Source organism: Halobacillus sp. A1-3 (genome assembly GCF_050971765.1).
In the GTDB taxonomy this organism is placed as follows: Bacteria; Bacillota; Bacilli; order Bacillales; family Halobacillaceae; genus Halobacillus; species Halobacillus mangrovi_B.
In genome coordinates this window covers 270438-283408 of sequence record NZ_JBPCEO010000001.1, presented here as the reverse complement: position 1 = coordinate 283408, position 12971 = coordinate 270438, and the positions used below count along the sequence as shown (strand labels likewise).

The window sequence follows — 12971 nt, the reverse complement described above, 5'->3', positions numbered from 1 at the left end:
ACTCCTCCAGAATTAAATACATTATAGGGTATTAAATTAGATAAAAGATGTGAATTAATTCACAATCAGTTGATAAATAAATTGTACTACCGAATAAACCAGATTTCAATATACCCACCCATGTATATTTTGTGACAAAATTCACAAATAGGGTGAGAAGCCTCATATCCCATGGGAAAACGCTCTCAAATATGATAAAATAAAGGTGTAGGTTAGATAATAAAATCTTTAAACTTGGAGGGTTTCCCCATGACTAAAAAAATCCTCGTCGCTTATGATGGCAGTAAACCTAGCAAAGAGGCTGTACTGGAAGCGAAAAATCATTCAGTGGAAACACCGGAAAGAGAGATTCACATCGTCTCCGTCGTCAAACCTACAGGACCATTCACAAACAAAGCTGTTTCTAAGCAAATAGGCGATGAATTGGCGAAAAACTATGAATTTGAATTGCAGGAAATCAAACAAGAGATCGAATCAGAGAATGTCTCCGTTGTCACAACTGTCCTTGTTGGAGAGTTAGAAAATAACCCGGGGGAAAAGGTATGTGAGTATGCCGAAGACAATGATATTGATTTTATTATTGTGGGCAGCCGTGGGTTAGGTAACGTGAAGCGGATTTTCCTTGGGAGTGTAAGTAACAACATTGTCCAGCATGCGACTTGCCCTGTCCTTGTAATAAAATAATTTAAATGTCTTCCTTCTAAGTAAGGGAGACATTTTTTATGATGTGCATCGTTATGGCTTAAAAGCGTCAGAAATGAGATTGAGTCCTCGGATGCACATATTTCTGACGCTCCGTCATCAAATCATAGCTCAGAAAGTATTACTCAGAAATTGTGTTTACTTGCCATAGCACCCCAAACTTATCGGTCACTTGGCCGTAAGCAGCACTCCAGAACGTCTCCTGCAATTCCATATCTACTGAACCGCCTTCACGTAACTTTTCGAGGACTTCACGGGATTTTTCAACATTTTTGATTATAATGGCAATCGATAGTTGCTGTCCCAGTTGATAGGGCTGATCAGGATGCGTATCCGATAGCATCAGGTCCGTTCCTCCCACTTTCATATGGGCATTCATAACACGGTCCTTTAATTCGTCGGGGATCGGGTTTTCTGGATCCGAGGGCATTTCTCCAAATGTTTGAACGTTCAAGATTTCCGCCTCTACAGCCTCTTCGTAAAACTTAATAGCTTCTTGTCCGCGTCCATCTAAAATCAAATAAGGGTGAATTCCTACAATCATACCTATTCCTCCTTTTGAAAATAGCTTCAATTTAATCTTATTCTTACTCCTGTCCATGAGCAAGATTTTTCCATTCCTAGTCAAGATCTCTCAGCTCTTTAAATGTGAGAAAAACAAATGTGGCAAATAAGGAGACTAAAACAGCTCCAACCGCCATAATATGATCGATCGTAACTCCTAAAGCAAGCACCCCGGAAGTAACCGCATAACTTACAGGAATCAGCCCCATTGAAGCAAGAGAAATTAATCCCATCACACGTCCTAATATTTTTTCATCAATAATACTTTGAATCGCGGATATCGAAGAGATATTGGAAAAAGAGAGGCACATGCCGAATAGTCCCAACATGACAATACTTTGCCATAACTCGTTCGTGAAGCTTAATCCCGTAAAAGCGAGGCCAGATAGGACCAGTGTAGTTAACGTCAGCTTTCCGCGATTTTTCTTCGCATTCAAAACGCCGATCAGGATCGATCCGATGAGCATTCCACCAGCGAGGCCCGCCTCGAGAAAGCTGAAATCGACTGCTGTTCCGTTTAGGATGTTTTTAACAAATAAGGGAAGCCCCATCGACATTGGTCCTACGATAAACAAGTTCAGGAATATCGTCGCCATTACAATTAGCGTCAGGACGCGTGACTCTTTTACATAGACAATCCCCTCTTTAAACGTGTCCCAGAACGCTTTTTCTTTATTTTCTTGCTGCGAAGTCTCCTCTTTAATTTTCATAGAAAAGACGAGCAAGCTGGCGATGATTAGCATAACGGCGGTTGTCACGAATACTGTGACATAACTTCCATAAGCAATAAGGACACCAGCAATCATAGGTGCTAGAATAAATGACGTTTGGTTCGTCATCTGGATAATCGAGTTCCCACGCGTCAAGTTTTCTTTATGGACGATAGCCGGAATGACCGCACTTTCCGCTGCCCAGAAGAAAGCATCGAGAATTCCGAAGAAAAAGGCGAAGCCAACAAATGTCCATAACGTAATTCCACCAAACAAAAACCAGACGACAAGGCCTGCTAAAAGGATACCTCGCAGAAAGTCGGATAAAAACATGATTTTCGTTTTGCTGTAGCGGTCGGCTACGGTGCCGCTAATGATCATAAATAACAACCTGGGAATACTTGCTGCAATATAAATGAACCCGAGAGAAGCTTCCAAGTTCAGCACGTTGACGACATACCAGCTTTGGGAAAAAAGGAAAAAGGAGATCCCGAAGCTGGATAGAAGGGCCGCTCCCCATAAAAGAAGAAAATTCTTATTTTTAAAAACCGATGGTATGCTTTCTGTTTTTTCATTCGTAACCAATGCTGCTTCCTTTACTGACATGAATCATCCCGCCTTTGTTTGTTTTGTTACTATTAGTTTAAGACTCTGACTGTCATCCGACGATGAGCCAGGGAACGAAATCTATTCCGTCCAGAGGCGGAATTTAGAAAAGAGGAAAAAGATGATTACGATTCAATCATTATCCGGAAAGGATATAGACGATACGATGCTGAATAAATTTGATCGGACACACAAGACAACAAAGGTGTTTTATGAGCAAGGTGTAAAACTTCTGGAAAATCTATCAATGTGAACCAAGAGATATCCAATTGAAGTGCCCTCTCGAAAAAATGTAAACGCTATCAATCTAGTGTGATAGAATGAAAACATAATCCATAATGTACCATTTTATGAGGGAGGAAATGAACAGAATGTCCAATTTTGGCAACCAGGTTCAGTTCAAGGTTTATCAGACAATGCCAAATCCTGATCCCGAAAGGCTTCCAGTCAAATATGAAGAATGGGAGGCACTCGCACGCGAAAAGCTTGATGACGGTCCTTTTTATTATGTAGCTGGGGGTGCAGGCGGAGAAGAGACAATGGATGCGAATTTACGCACCTTTAACGAGTGGAAAATTGTCCCCCGCATGCTTCGGGATGTAGAGGACCGTGATTTATCGGTTGAATTATTTGGACAAACGTACGAGGCACCATTCATGCATGCCCCGATAGGTGTCCAGTCGATCATTCACCCTGATGGAGAACTCGCATCAGCTAAAGCATCGGCGGATATGGGAGTGCCTTATATTACAAGTTCAGCGTCTACGAAGTCGATGGAGGAAATAGCAGGTGTCATGGGGGATGCGCCGAGGTGGTTTCAGCTTTACTGGAACAAAGATCCGAAAGTGACAGCAAGTTTCTTGAAGCGGGCGGAAGCTTCAGGGTATTCAGCAATTGTTGTAACTTTAGACACTCCAATGATGGCCTGGCGCGAGTATGATCTGAAGAATGTATACTTACCATTTTTAATCGGAGAAGGAGTAGGGAACTACCTAACGGATCCTGCTTTCCGTTCTCAATTGCCAGTGTCCCCTGAGGAGGATCCGACCGCTGCGATCATGCACTGGACACAGACATTTGGAAATCCAGGGCTGACGTGGAGCGACCTTTCCTTTTTGAGGCAGCATACGAGCCTGCCGATTTTGTTAAAAGGAATCCTTCACCCTGAGGACGCTCAGCTTGCTATGGAGCATGGGGTGGATGGGATTATCGTTTCCAATCACGGCGGAAGACAGGTGGACGGTGCAATCAGTGCGCTGGATGCCCTCCCATTAATTTGTGATGTGGTCAGAGACGAAATTCCAGTGTTAATGGACAGTGGAATCCGTAGAGGGTCTGATGTCGTCAAAGCCCTGGCGCTGGGAGCGAGAGCTGTCTTAGTCGGAAGGCCATGTATGTATGGCCTTGCTGTAGCAGGGGAGCAAGGAGTGCATGAAGTTTTGAGAAACCTTTTGGCTGATGCGGATTTGACAATGGCATTGGCGGGTCAGAAGTCAATTGGAGATTTGAGTCGATCGGCACTTATGAATATAGATTGATTGTCAACCGGCGGTTTCCTGATTTTTCTGGGAACCGCTTCTTTTGGCTCTAACGGTGTTCCTGTGCTATAACTCTACTCTCATGCCTGTCCAATTACCGCATATATTGAAGAGAGACTTCATAAGAAAGGACGTCTCTCATGAGCCTCTCTCATTTCAGATTCGGTGCCTCCCTTTATGCATTGCTTTCCATCACCTTTTGGGGAGTCTCCTTTGTTTCCACAAAAGCGGTATTGGATAAAATGGATCCTTTCTCATTACTAGTTGTACGTTTTGGGATAGGAGCCATGTTTCTCTTCGGACTCGTTGTTTTGTTTCGTTATCCTTTAAAAATTAAGCTTGCTTACGTGCCTCATTTACTCGTTCTCGGCATTCTTGGAGTCTTTGTGCATCAGGTCGTTCAGGCATCTGCTCTTTTAACGATTCAAGCATCCGATGCCGGTTGGCTCATTTCCTTATCACCGATCTTTACCGTCTTATTATCCCTGATATTTTTGCAGGAAAAATTAAGTCTCGGAAAGGTGATAGGGGTCAGCATTGCTGTAGCAGGGGTTCTACTAATAACGACAGTGGGACACGGCCAATCATTCGGATTTTCACTTAGCATCGGCTATTTTTTGATGATAGCGAGCACATTAAATTGGGCGGTCTATTCTGTACTATTAAAAAAGCTCGCGATTCCCATGCCTTCTCTTGTCGTTACATTTTATATGAGCATGATCGGCTTTATCATGACTCTGCCTTTTTTCGTTCGGAACGACGGTCTCAACCAGCTTGCGACTCTAGAATCCGAGCATTGGGCCCATCTGCTTTTTTTAGGCATCTTCGTATCAGCTGTTGCCTATTGGTACTGGGCAAAGGCACTTGAAGTCATGCAGGCTTCTCAAGTGTCTGTGTTTATGTATTTTGAACCGTTAGCTACACTGGTTGCCGCTATCATCCTTTTGAATGAACGATTCATGGCATCCTCACTCCTTGGAGGATGCTTGATCATCCTCGGGGTCATGCTCGTTCAAGAAAGGTTTAGACCAGGGAAAACCTTTAAATAGGGAGGAACAGGAGATGGAGGTTAATAAAAGGATTCGTGAAAAGTTCTCGGGTCTTAAATCTCATCAGCCAGATGACTTGAAAAAAGCGCTTCTGGATTTAGATGTTTCACTAGAGGAACTGGAGGAATTTTTGCACGATCCCGATGGAAAACCATACTACCGCCAAATGCTCTATGAAGATGACCATGTGGAAGTGATCGTGATGAATTGGGCTGACATTGCATGCGCTCCTCACGATCACGGTCATTCCTCCGGCTGGATCCAAGTTATGAGCGGTAATACGAAGCAGACAATTTACAAAGCGAAAGGGGATGAGCTTCCGAGGCCGCTTTTTACAGAGATTAAAGAAAAGGGGAAGCTCTTTTTTGCCCCTAAAAAAGGGATTCACAAAATGGGGAGCCAGGGCGAAGAACCGCTTGTCACCCTGCACTTGTACTCGCCACCGATTCGAGGCATGAAAGTGTATGATCTTAAAACCTGTGCCGCCTGTGTTGTATCGAGCGATTGCGGGGCCTGGTGGCCAGAAGAGCAGAGGCAGCGCCTTGAAGAGATTAAGCTGCAAAGGGGATAAATAAAATAAAAGCTTGCAGGAAACGGTTCCTGCAAGCTTTTTACGTTACTATAATGGACGATCTTCAAAATCATAATCGACTGGTCCTGGAGCCACTTTTGCATTCTCCAGTGCAGGTGTATCTGGTCTGGCAATTTGGTATACACCAGAACCTACAATCTCAACCACTTCTTTAAGTTTCTCTTTACTGATTTTATCTAGCGTATCTTCAGGAGAGTGGTACCACGGCTCAAGCGGTGCGTGAATGAATAAGGCTGCAGGGATGCCGCGCTCAAAGAATGGAACGTGGTCGCTGCGTCCAAGCTGTCCGTATTCTACCATTTCCTCAGCAACTCTTGCACCAGCAGCAGCCCCGAGATCAGTCACAAGGTTCTTTTCTCCATCTGGTGTAAACATAATCAAGTCACCAGCATCTTTGCTGCCGATCATATCCATTTGGAAATGAGCAACCGTACGATCGACTTCATCTTGACTTAACGTGCTCGCATAGTGGTAAGATCCCACAAGCCCTTTCTCCTCTGCACCAAACGTCATAAAGCGCAATTCGGTATCTGTTGGTGTTTTGGCCATAATTCTTGCAAGCTCAAGAACCCCGGACACACCAGAAGCGTCATCATTTGCACCAGGGCCGCCTTCAACGGAGTCATGGTGGGCACCTACTGTAATGATTTGGCCAGTGTCTTTATTTTTGTGCGGCTTCTTCGTTGCAATGACGTTGTAAGAAGTACCATAGATCGGTTTGGATCCTTCTACAGAAACGGTTGCCGTTACTTCTTCTGTCTCTAATTGCTCAACAAGCTGAAGTCCGGCATCACGGTTGATGGCTACAGCAGGAATGTCCTGTCCATCGTATGTATAGCCAAAGTCATTACCTTCCTCTCCTTCACGATTAAACATAATAACTCCTTCAGCACCTTGATCCAGCACATTTTGAACCTTTTCATAAAAACTGATTTCTCCACGTTCGATCAATGCAATTTTCCCGTCAAGGTCAGCGGTTACGTCATTAGCCAGGCCGACATAAACAAGAGAACCTTGTGCTGTGCCATTAACAGAGCCATTAAAGGTGTGAACGTCCCCATCAAAATCTGTCCCATTTATAGAAATGGTCGAAGTCCCTTCCCACCCTGATTCGAATTCGAACGGTTGTAATTCTGTTTCATACCCGTAGCTTTCAAACTCGCTCTTAATGTACTGGACCGCATTGTATTCTCCCTGGGTTCCAGCTTCACGAGGACTTTCGGACAAGAGAGCAATTTGATTGTACATACGATCTTCTTTGATCTTTTTGATAATCTTGTTGTCAAAAGCATGGTCAGACAGAGCATTTGGTGCATGCGGGTTAGCATCAACAACGGCTGCAGGAGCAGAGCTAAGGACTAAACCTCCTGCCAGCAGGACAGTAAGCGCTTTCTTAGGCATTCTATTTCCTCCTTTAGTTAAGTTATAAATTTACTATATGGCAATTTATCAAAATATGGCAAATATTAGGTTTTATTGGAATTTTAGGATAGTTACTAGAGGATATACGAATTTCCTATATCGTCTTGTTAGAATTTTAAAGATGATGTCGAAAGCATAGGGAATAACGTACAGGAGAATGAAACCTTGGGAGTGTATGAGGGAGGGGGTGGTGCTAATGATTCATTTTTTCTACGCTAGGAGTTTGGCTTAGCTGTAAAAGAACCTTTTTGACAACAGAAAAAAGCTGCGGAGATCATTCTCCACAGCTTTATAGCAAGTCTATTCTTTTTTCTCCGTCTTATTGATGATGGACGTACCAACGAGATCCCCAGTTACGTTCAAAGCAGTCGCTCCCATACCCACAAGCACATCCACAGCTGTAAGAAGAGCAACAGCTTCCATTGGCAGGCCGACCTGGGAGAATACCGTGGCGATCATGATGATTCCGGCACCAGGTACTCCAGCCGTACCTACAGAAGCAAGTGTACCAACAATGACGACTTGCAAGATGGATACAAAGCTCAAGGGTTCTCCTATGACATTGGCGGCAAATACCGCTGATACGGCAATACGGATAGCGGCACCGTCCATGTTAATCGTAGCGCCTAATGGCAGGCTGAAACCATACAGGCTTCTGTTCAGTCCAAGGCTTTTAGCGGCGTTCAGGGTTACTGGCAGTGTTCCTGAGCTGCTCTGTGTTACAAACGCTGTAAGCATAGGTGTGCGTGCTTCGCGGAAGAAGGCCGCTGGTGAATTTTTCGTCACCGCAAGCAGACCGATATAAATGGCCAGCTGAACGAGCAACGCTACATACAATACCATAATGAAGTTCCCTAGTGAAAGCAGCGTATCAGCTCCCTGGCTGCCGACAATCTCAGCAATAATGGCAAAAATACCGATCGGCACATATTGAAGAATGCCCTTCATTATCGTTAATGTCACTTCATTCAAGGCGTCGATGACATTGTAAAGCTGGTTGGCAATCTCTTTATACGACGTTGTGGAGCGCAAGTAGGCAATAGCGATTCCGAAAACAATCGCTGTAAAAATAATGCCTAACAAGTTCATTTCCGTAAATGCCACCACAATGTTATCCGGTATGATATTTAACAGGACGCTTGTAACGCCAGGGTCTTCGGGTACTTCAACGCTTTCATTACCTGACAGGGACATCCCTTGTCCCGGTTTGAATAAGCTTGCGATCGCTGCTCCGACCAGAATGGCGAAAGCAGAAGTCGCTAGATAGTATAGAAAAACCTTTCCTCCCATACGTCCAAGGCTTCCGATATTGGTCTGGTTGACTCCGACGATTAACGTAAAGAGTATGAGTGGAATGATAATGAATTTAAGAAGACGAAGCAATAAATCGCCAAACGGCGCCAGGACAGCAGCGTCTTTTCCGAAGATCAAACCTGTCAGAATCCCGAGAATTAAGGCAACCGTGATCTTTTTTATCAAAGATGCCTCTATATATGAATTCCATAATTTTTTCATGTTAGCCCTCCTTTTACTACGAGTAAGTGGATAATTCCATTAATCCTTATCAAAATAGTAGAATTTATATTTCCTACATTAAGGTAAAGCATGAAAGAGAATATGTCAAAGTTCATGCTCGAACGTTAAGGCTTTTCGTATTTAGGGTACCCCAACTATAACGAAAGGAAAGGATGAGCTGATGGAAAATAGAAAACCCGTCGTCGCCTTAACAGGTGCTAGCGGCTATATTGGTCAAAACTTAATGAAGAAGTTGACGAAAAATACGAAAGTCATTGCGCTCTCCCGTAGTGGAGATCGGTATGAAGACAGTGAACATGTGACTTGGCGCTCCTGTGATCTGTATTCCATGGCTGATGCTGAAAAAGCCCTTGAAGGAGCAGATATCGCCGTTTATTTGGTACACTCTATGATGCCTTCAGCGAAACTTACCCAAGGCTCCTTTGAAGATATGGACGTCATCCTTGCTGATAACTTTTCGCAAGCAGCAAAAAAGCAAGGAATCAAACAAATCATCTATTTAAGTGGAATCATCCCGGAAGAAGCTTCCTCTTTATCACGCCATTTATCAAGCAGGCTTGAAGTGGAAAACATTCTACGAGCGTATGGAGTACCGGTTACGACTATACGAGCGGGGCTCATTGTCGGTCCTAAAGGATCCTCTTTTCCAATCTTAGCGAAACTTGTGAAACGGCTGCCGTTTATGCTGCTGCCTGAATGGACAAGAACAAAAACACAACCCATTGCCTTAGCCGATGTACTAAAAACGCTGCACAACAGTGTCGGAAACGATGAACTTCGCAACCGCTCCATTGATGTAGGCGGACCAGAAATAATGACCTATAAAACAATGATGGAAAAAGTAGCAGATATGAGCGGAAAAAACCCTAAAATGATCCCTGTTCCATTCATGACTGTGCATCTTTCCCGCCTATGGGTCAGTTTAGTTACAGGTTCTTCCAAAGAAATGGTTTATCCATTGGTGGAAAGTCTGATCCATCCAATGACTGTTCAGAAAGAACATACTCACCCTGTTTGGAGCCATGGAAGTACGTCTTTTGAAGAAGCGGCAACAGATGCGCTTGAGAAAAGTGGCACCCGTTCAAAAAAACAGCGGCTAACGCTATCTCCCGTACGTCATGACGTTCGATCTGTCCAGCGCGTGCCGATTCCAAATGGCAGGGATGCTGATTGGGTAGCTCAATATTATGTGAAATGGCTTGAACGAGTGTTAAACCCCTGGGTCAAAACACGAGTGGATGAAAACCTGAGCTGCCAAATCGGGTTCGCTTTTAATAAAACTCCGCTGTTAGAATTGACCTATTCTGAAGACCGGAGCACGTCAGACCGAGCTCTGTACTATATTACGGGAGGATGGCTTGCTGACAATCAAAAAAATATCCGAGGCCGGCTGGAATTTCGAAAAATCCCTCATAGAGCTGAAGCGATCGTAGCCATCCACGATTACATGCCATCACTTCCGTGGTTTTTTTACAAGTACACACAAGCAAAGGTCCATTTATTGGTCATGACTTTATTTCGTAATCATTTGCAGCAAGTCCAATCCAAGATAGAGCCTCTGTCTTCTCCGAGTTAGGGATTTTTATGTATAACTTCACCTGAACAGAAAAAAATAAACATAACCTGCTTAAGGAAGGTGAAGGCAATGAGTAAAAAGGACAAAAAGCCGAATCGGCAGTTCAAGGAAACGAAAAGCCATGGCGAGCACAGAAATGGGCGTAAGGCTCAATTTAAAAACCATAGTGTAGAGTTTGGCGAAGAACCAAATGAGTATTTAAATCGCGAGGCAAGACCTGAAATAAAGAATGATAATTAATGAAAAAGGGGTCTGCTCCAGGTAGAAGCAGACCCTATTTCTATTCATAAGGAAAATCTTCAGTTATCCAAAAGCTACATCTAAAATCATCATCATAGTGAAGCCTACCATTAAACATAAAGATGCCAGGTCATTGTTGCCGTTCTCTTGAGAGCCTGGAATTACTTCTTCTGTGACGACGAATATCATAGCTCCAGCAGCAAAACTAAGCGCGATCGGGAGGAGTGGCTGAATGAACGTGACCGTCAGAACCCCGATCATAGCTGCAAAAGGCTCGACCATCCCTGAAAGCTGTCCATAAAAAAAGCTCCGTCTGCGTGACATCCCTTCTCTTCGTAATGGTAGGGACACAGCTGCTCCTTCAGGAATATTTTGAATACATATCCCAAGCCCTAATACGACTGCTGCCGTTAGAGAGGAAGAGGGGAAACCAGCTGCAACAGCACCAAACGCGACGCCGATCGCTAGCCCCTCAGGTATGTTATGTAACGTAATTGCTAAGACAAGCAGTGTACTTCTCTTTTTTCTGATTGGATTGATGCCCTCAGCTTCCAAAATCGATGCGTTAGGATGAAGGTGGGGGATGACTTTATCAATGCTCCATAAAAAAAGAGCCCCCAACAAAAACCCTGCCGCTACAGGAATCCATGCAGGGAAAATGTGGCTTTCGGCCATCTCTAGTGCTGGGGACAGTAATGACCAGAAACTTGCAGCGATCATGACTCCGCCTGCGAATCCGAGCATAGCATCCAGCATTCTTTGGTTCATATGCTTCGTTGTAAAAACCAGAGCTGCCCCTAAAGCCGTCATCCCCCAAGTAATCGTTGTTACAAATAGTGCCTGGTGTAAAGGTGATAATGTCTCTATGTAATCGAACATGTCCACACACTCCTTTAAAAAATTCTATGAGTGTGCAGGATGTTTTATAATTGCAATCCATTGATCAGATGCGCATCTTTAACCTTCTTGTCTCATCTAGACAACTATTCCTGAGGACTCTCTTGGGTCCGTTACGTTATGAGGAGTGGGGTTGGCGGGAAAACGACTCGCTTTCCTGCGAGGGAACTGGCAAGCCTCCTCCTTCGCTGCGCTCCCTGTGGGGTCTCGCCTAGCTCCTTCTCCCGCGGGAGTCTCGCCGTTTTCCCGCCAACCCACCCTTTTTGTGGTGAACAGACCCATAAGATATATGTATGGGATATCTCGTCATAGTAAGGGTGCTTTCTTCAGTGCTCAAAACCGAGTCCTTCAGTTATTGAATAAGTTCCGCCATAGTATTTTTGCCAACTAAACTGTTGTTAAATATGCTCCACATAAAAAAGCTCAGAGCGCTTTCTGAGCTTTTTCCTATTATTGTTTATCCATTTCATGAGGAGGAACTTCCGTTACGTACGTTCCAGCAATAAAATCGTGGATCGCCCGGTGATCTTCTCTTATCGCGACCATGAACGCGCTGACGATAAATCCGATTCCTAGCGTGAGCGCATAAACGAGCCCTCCTACGACATTACGTAAAAACATCGTTAAGATGCCAACGTTTGAACCATCTTGTTTTACAATCCGAATACCGCAGATCCGCTTACCGACAACGTAACCACTCCATATAATCGGTAAAACGAACTGATAAACAAGATAAATGGTATTACTATAGGAGTTGTCGACCTCCCAGTTAAATAGGAGCTGCCCTAAAAGAGCGATAGGAAAACTCACAATTAAAACATCTAAAATTCCAGCTGCTAATCTTTTTCCAAAACCGACTGGCTGCTTCATTTCCTCTTCCTTTCTATATCTCTATGTCTAATTATCCATTTTAAAGAAAGGATATGCGGGTGGAAAGGGGGAGGTGCAAAAAAAAACAGCCCAAGACCTTATTTAGGTCTGGACTGTATTCCTGATTAATAGCGAGGATTTACTTCGACAACTTTTTCATCTGCTGATTTTTCTTCTTCTGATGTAGTCAGCTCATCTTTAGCTTCTTTTGCTTTCTCTCCTGCATCTTGTAGGTCTTCACCAGCGTCTTTTGCAGTTGAGATGATTTCTTCAGATTCTTCTTTAATGTCTTTTGCTCGTTCTGTGATTTCTTTTCCTTGATTGTTCATAACATCCTGTACGGTAGCGACAGCTTCATTGATGACGGATACGGTTTTTCGTACACGTGTCACAATGTCATCCTTTTTGCCTGATGGGTCTTCTTTTACTTCGGATGCATAACCGCTTACAGAATCTTTAGTGGATTTAGTTCCTTCTTTAAGGCGTCTTCTTTGTTCTGGATCTTTGATTAATACAAAGGCTCCTCCAATAAGTGCGCCTGTCAACATCGCTATAGGCAGCTTTTTACCACTGCTCTTTCTTTTCGTCGTCTGGGTCTTCTCCGTTGTAGCTGCTGTTTGAGTCGGTTGAGTCGGTTGAGTTGGTTGTGTCGTTTTTTCGTTTTGCATA

The 12971-nt window shown here is 43.9% G+C and carries 14 protein-coding genes; 7 read left to right on the top strand and 7 right to left on the bottom strand.

Going from position 1 to position 12971, the window contains the following annotated elements:
- Positions 1-249: 249 nt before the first annotated feature.
- Positions 250-684, top strand: coding sequence for a universal stress protein (locus ACRYKC_RS01325; protein WP_433804845.1), 435 nt, complete (start codon positions 250-252; stop codon positions 682-684).
- Positions 685-823: 139 nt separating this feature from the next.
- Here the strand turns inward: ACRYKC_RS01325 and ACRYKC_RS01320 are convergent, their stop codons facing one another.
- Together ACRYKC_RS01320 and ACRYKC_RS01315 are read right to left on the bottom strand one after the other, a co-directional pair.
- Positions 824-1246 carry a VOC family protein gene (locus ACRYKC_RS01320; protein WP_433804844.1) on the bottom strand — a complete coding sequence of 141 codons (423 nt, stop codon included), beginning with the start codon at positions 1244-1246 and terminating at the stop codon, positions 824-826.
- A gap of 76 nt (positions 1247-1322) precedes the next feature.
- Positions 1323-2582: an MFS transporter gene (locus ACRYKC_RS01315; RefSeq protein WP_433804843.1), complete on the bottom strand. Its 1260-nt coding sequence runs from the start codon at positions 2580-2582 to the stop codon at positions 1323-1325.
- Between the two features lie 121 nt (positions 2583-2703).
- Here ACRYKC_RS01315 and ACRYKC_RS01310 point away from each other — a divergent pair, with 121 nt between their 5' ends.
- The 4 genes from ACRYKC_RS01310 (at position 2704) to ACRYKC_RS01295 (ending at position 5740) form a co-directional block, all read left to right on the top strand.
- A complete protein-coding gene (locus ACRYKC_RS01310; RefSeq protein WP_433804842.1) occupies positions 2704-2835 on the top strand; it encodes a hypothetical protein in 132 nt (43 codons plus the stop codon).
- Between the two features lie 118 nt (positions 2836-2953).
- Positions 2954-4120, top strand: a complete 1167-nt coding sequence (locus ACRYKC_RS01305) for a lactate 2-monooxygenase (protein WP_433805115.1) — start codon at positions 2954-2956, stop codon at positions 4118-4120.
- Positions 4121-4260: 140 nt separating this feature from the next.
- Positions 4261-5169 (top strand): DMT family transporter, encoded by a 909-nt coding sequence (locus ACRYKC_RS01300; RefSeq protein WP_433804841.1) that lies wholly within the window; start codon positions 4261-4263, stop codon positions 5167-5169.
- A 13-nt stretch (positions 5170-5182) separates the two neighbouring features.
- The gene (locus ACRYKC_RS01295) at positions 5183-5740 is read left to right on the top strand and encodes a cysteine dioxygenase (protein ID WP_433804840.1); all 558 of its coding nucleotides are present in this window, start codon (positions 5183-5185) and stop codon (positions 5738-5740) included.
- A 48-nt stretch (positions 5741-5788) separates the two neighbouring features.
- On the opposite strand, the gene ACRYKC_RS01290 is transcribed toward ACRYKC_RS01295, so the two are convergent.
- The gene (locus tag ACRYKC_RS01290; protein ID WP_433804839.1) at positions 5789-7162 is read right to left on the bottom strand and encodes a M28 family peptidase; all 1374 of its coding nucleotides are present in this window, start codon (positions 7160-7162) and stop codon (positions 5789-5791) included.
- A 321-nt stretch (positions 7163-7483) separates the two neighbouring features.
- Positions 7484-8698, bottom strand: a complete 1215-nt coding sequence (locus ACRYKC_RS01285) for a dicarboxylate/amino acid:cation symporter (protein WP_433804838.1) — start codon at positions 8696-8698, stop codon at positions 7484-7486.
- Positions 8699-8879: 181 nt separating this feature from the next.
- Between ACRYKC_RS01285 and ACRYKC_RS01280 the strand changes: the two genes are divergently transcribed.
- Both ACRYKC_RS01280 and ACRYKC_RS01275 read left to right on the top strand, forming a co-directional pair.
- Positions 8880-10295 (top strand): NAD(P)H-binding protein, encoded by a 1416-nt coding sequence (locus tag ACRYKC_RS01280; protein ID WP_433804837.1) that lies wholly within the window; start codon positions 8880-8882, stop codon positions 10293-10295.
- A 69-nt stretch (positions 10296-10364) separates the two neighbouring features.
- Positions 10365-10535 (top strand): hypothetical protein, encoded by a 171-nt coding sequence (locus ACRYKC_RS01275; protein ID WP_198162705.1) that lies wholly within the window; start codon positions 10365-10367, stop codon positions 10533-10535.
- Between the two features lie 63 nt (positions 10536-10598).
- Here ACRYKC_RS01275 and ACRYKC_RS01270 read toward each other — a convergent pair whose 3' ends face one another.
- From ACRYKC_RS01270 to ACRYKC_RS01260, 3 genes are all read right to left on the bottom strand, one after another.
- Positions 10599-11414: a ZIP family metal transporter gene (locus ACRYKC_RS01270; protein ID WP_433804836.1), complete on the bottom strand. Its 816-nt coding sequence runs from the start codon at positions 11412-11414 to the stop codon at positions 10599-10601.
- 468 nt (positions 11415-11882) lie between these two features.
- Entirely contained in the window at positions 11883-12302 is a 420-nt protein-coding gene (locus tag ACRYKC_RS01265) for an RDD family protein (RefSeq protein WP_433804835.1), read from the bottom strand.
- A 125-nt stretch (positions 12303-12427) separates the two neighbouring features.
- A complete protein-coding gene (locus ACRYKC_RS01260; RefSeq protein ID WP_433804834.1) occupies positions 12428-12970 on the bottom strand; it encodes a hypothetical protein in 543 nt (180 codons plus the stop codon).
- Position 12971: the final 1 nt, after the last annotated feature.

Bases quoted from the DNA above. Each gene is read 5' to 3' on its own strand.
- ACRYKC_RS01265 (WP_433804835.1), bottom strand. From the start codon at position 12,302: ATGAAGCAGCCAGTCGGTTTTGGAAAAAGATTAGCAGCTGGAATTTTA.
- ACRYKC_RS01310 (WP_433804842.1), top strand. From the start codon at position 2,704: ATGATTACGATTCAATCATTATCCGGAAAGGATATAGACGATACGATG.
- ACRYKC_RS01275 (WP_198162705.1), top strand. From the start codon at position 10,365: ATGAGTAAAAAGGACAAAAAGCCGAATCGGCAGTTCAAGGAAACGAAA.
- ACRYKC_RS01315 (WP_433804843.1), bottom strand. From the start codon at position 2,582: ATGTCAGTAAAGGAAGCAGCATTGGTTACGAATGAAAAAACAGAAAGC.
- ACRYKC_RS01290 (WP_433804839.1), bottom strand. From the start codon at position 7,162: ATGCCTAAGAAAGCGCTTACTGTCCTGCTGGCAGGAGGTTTAGTCCTT.
- ACRYKC_RS01260 (WP_433804834.1), bottom strand. From the start codon at position 12,970: ATGCAAAACGAAAAAACGACACAACCAACTCAACCGACTCAACCGACT.
- ACRYKC_RS01300 (WP_433804841.1), top strand. From the start codon at position 4,261: ATGAGCCTCTCTCATTTCAGATTCGGTGCCTCCCTTTATGCATTGCTT.
- ACRYKC_RS01320 (WP_433804844.1), bottom strand. From the start codon at position 1,246: ATGATTGTAGGAATTCACCCTTATTTGATTTTAGATGGACGCGGACAA.
- ACRYKC_RS01270 (WP_433804836.1), bottom strand. From the start codon at position 11,414: ATGTTCGATTACATAGAGACATTATCACCTTTACACCAGGCACTATTT.
- ACRYKC_RS01325 (WP_433804845.1), top strand. From the start codon at position 250: ATGACTAAAAAAATCCTCGTCGCTTATGATGGCAGTAAACCTAGCAAA.
- ACRYKC_RS01305 (WP_433805115.1), top strand. From the start codon at position 2,954: ATGTCCAATTTTGGCAACCAGGTTCAGTTCAAGGTTTATCAGACAATG.
- ACRYKC_RS01285 (WP_433804838.1), bottom strand. From the start codon at position 8,698: ATGAAAAAATTATGGAATTCATATATAGAGGCATCTTTGATAAAAAAG.
- ACRYKC_RS01295 (WP_433804840.1), top strand. From the start codon at position 5,183: ATGGAGGTTAATAAAAGGATTCGTGAAAAGTTCTCGGGTCTTAAATCT.
- ACRYKC_RS01280 (WP_433804837.1), top strand. From the start codon at position 8,880: ATGGAAAATAGAAAACCCGTCGTCGCCTTAACAGGTGCTAGCGGCTAT.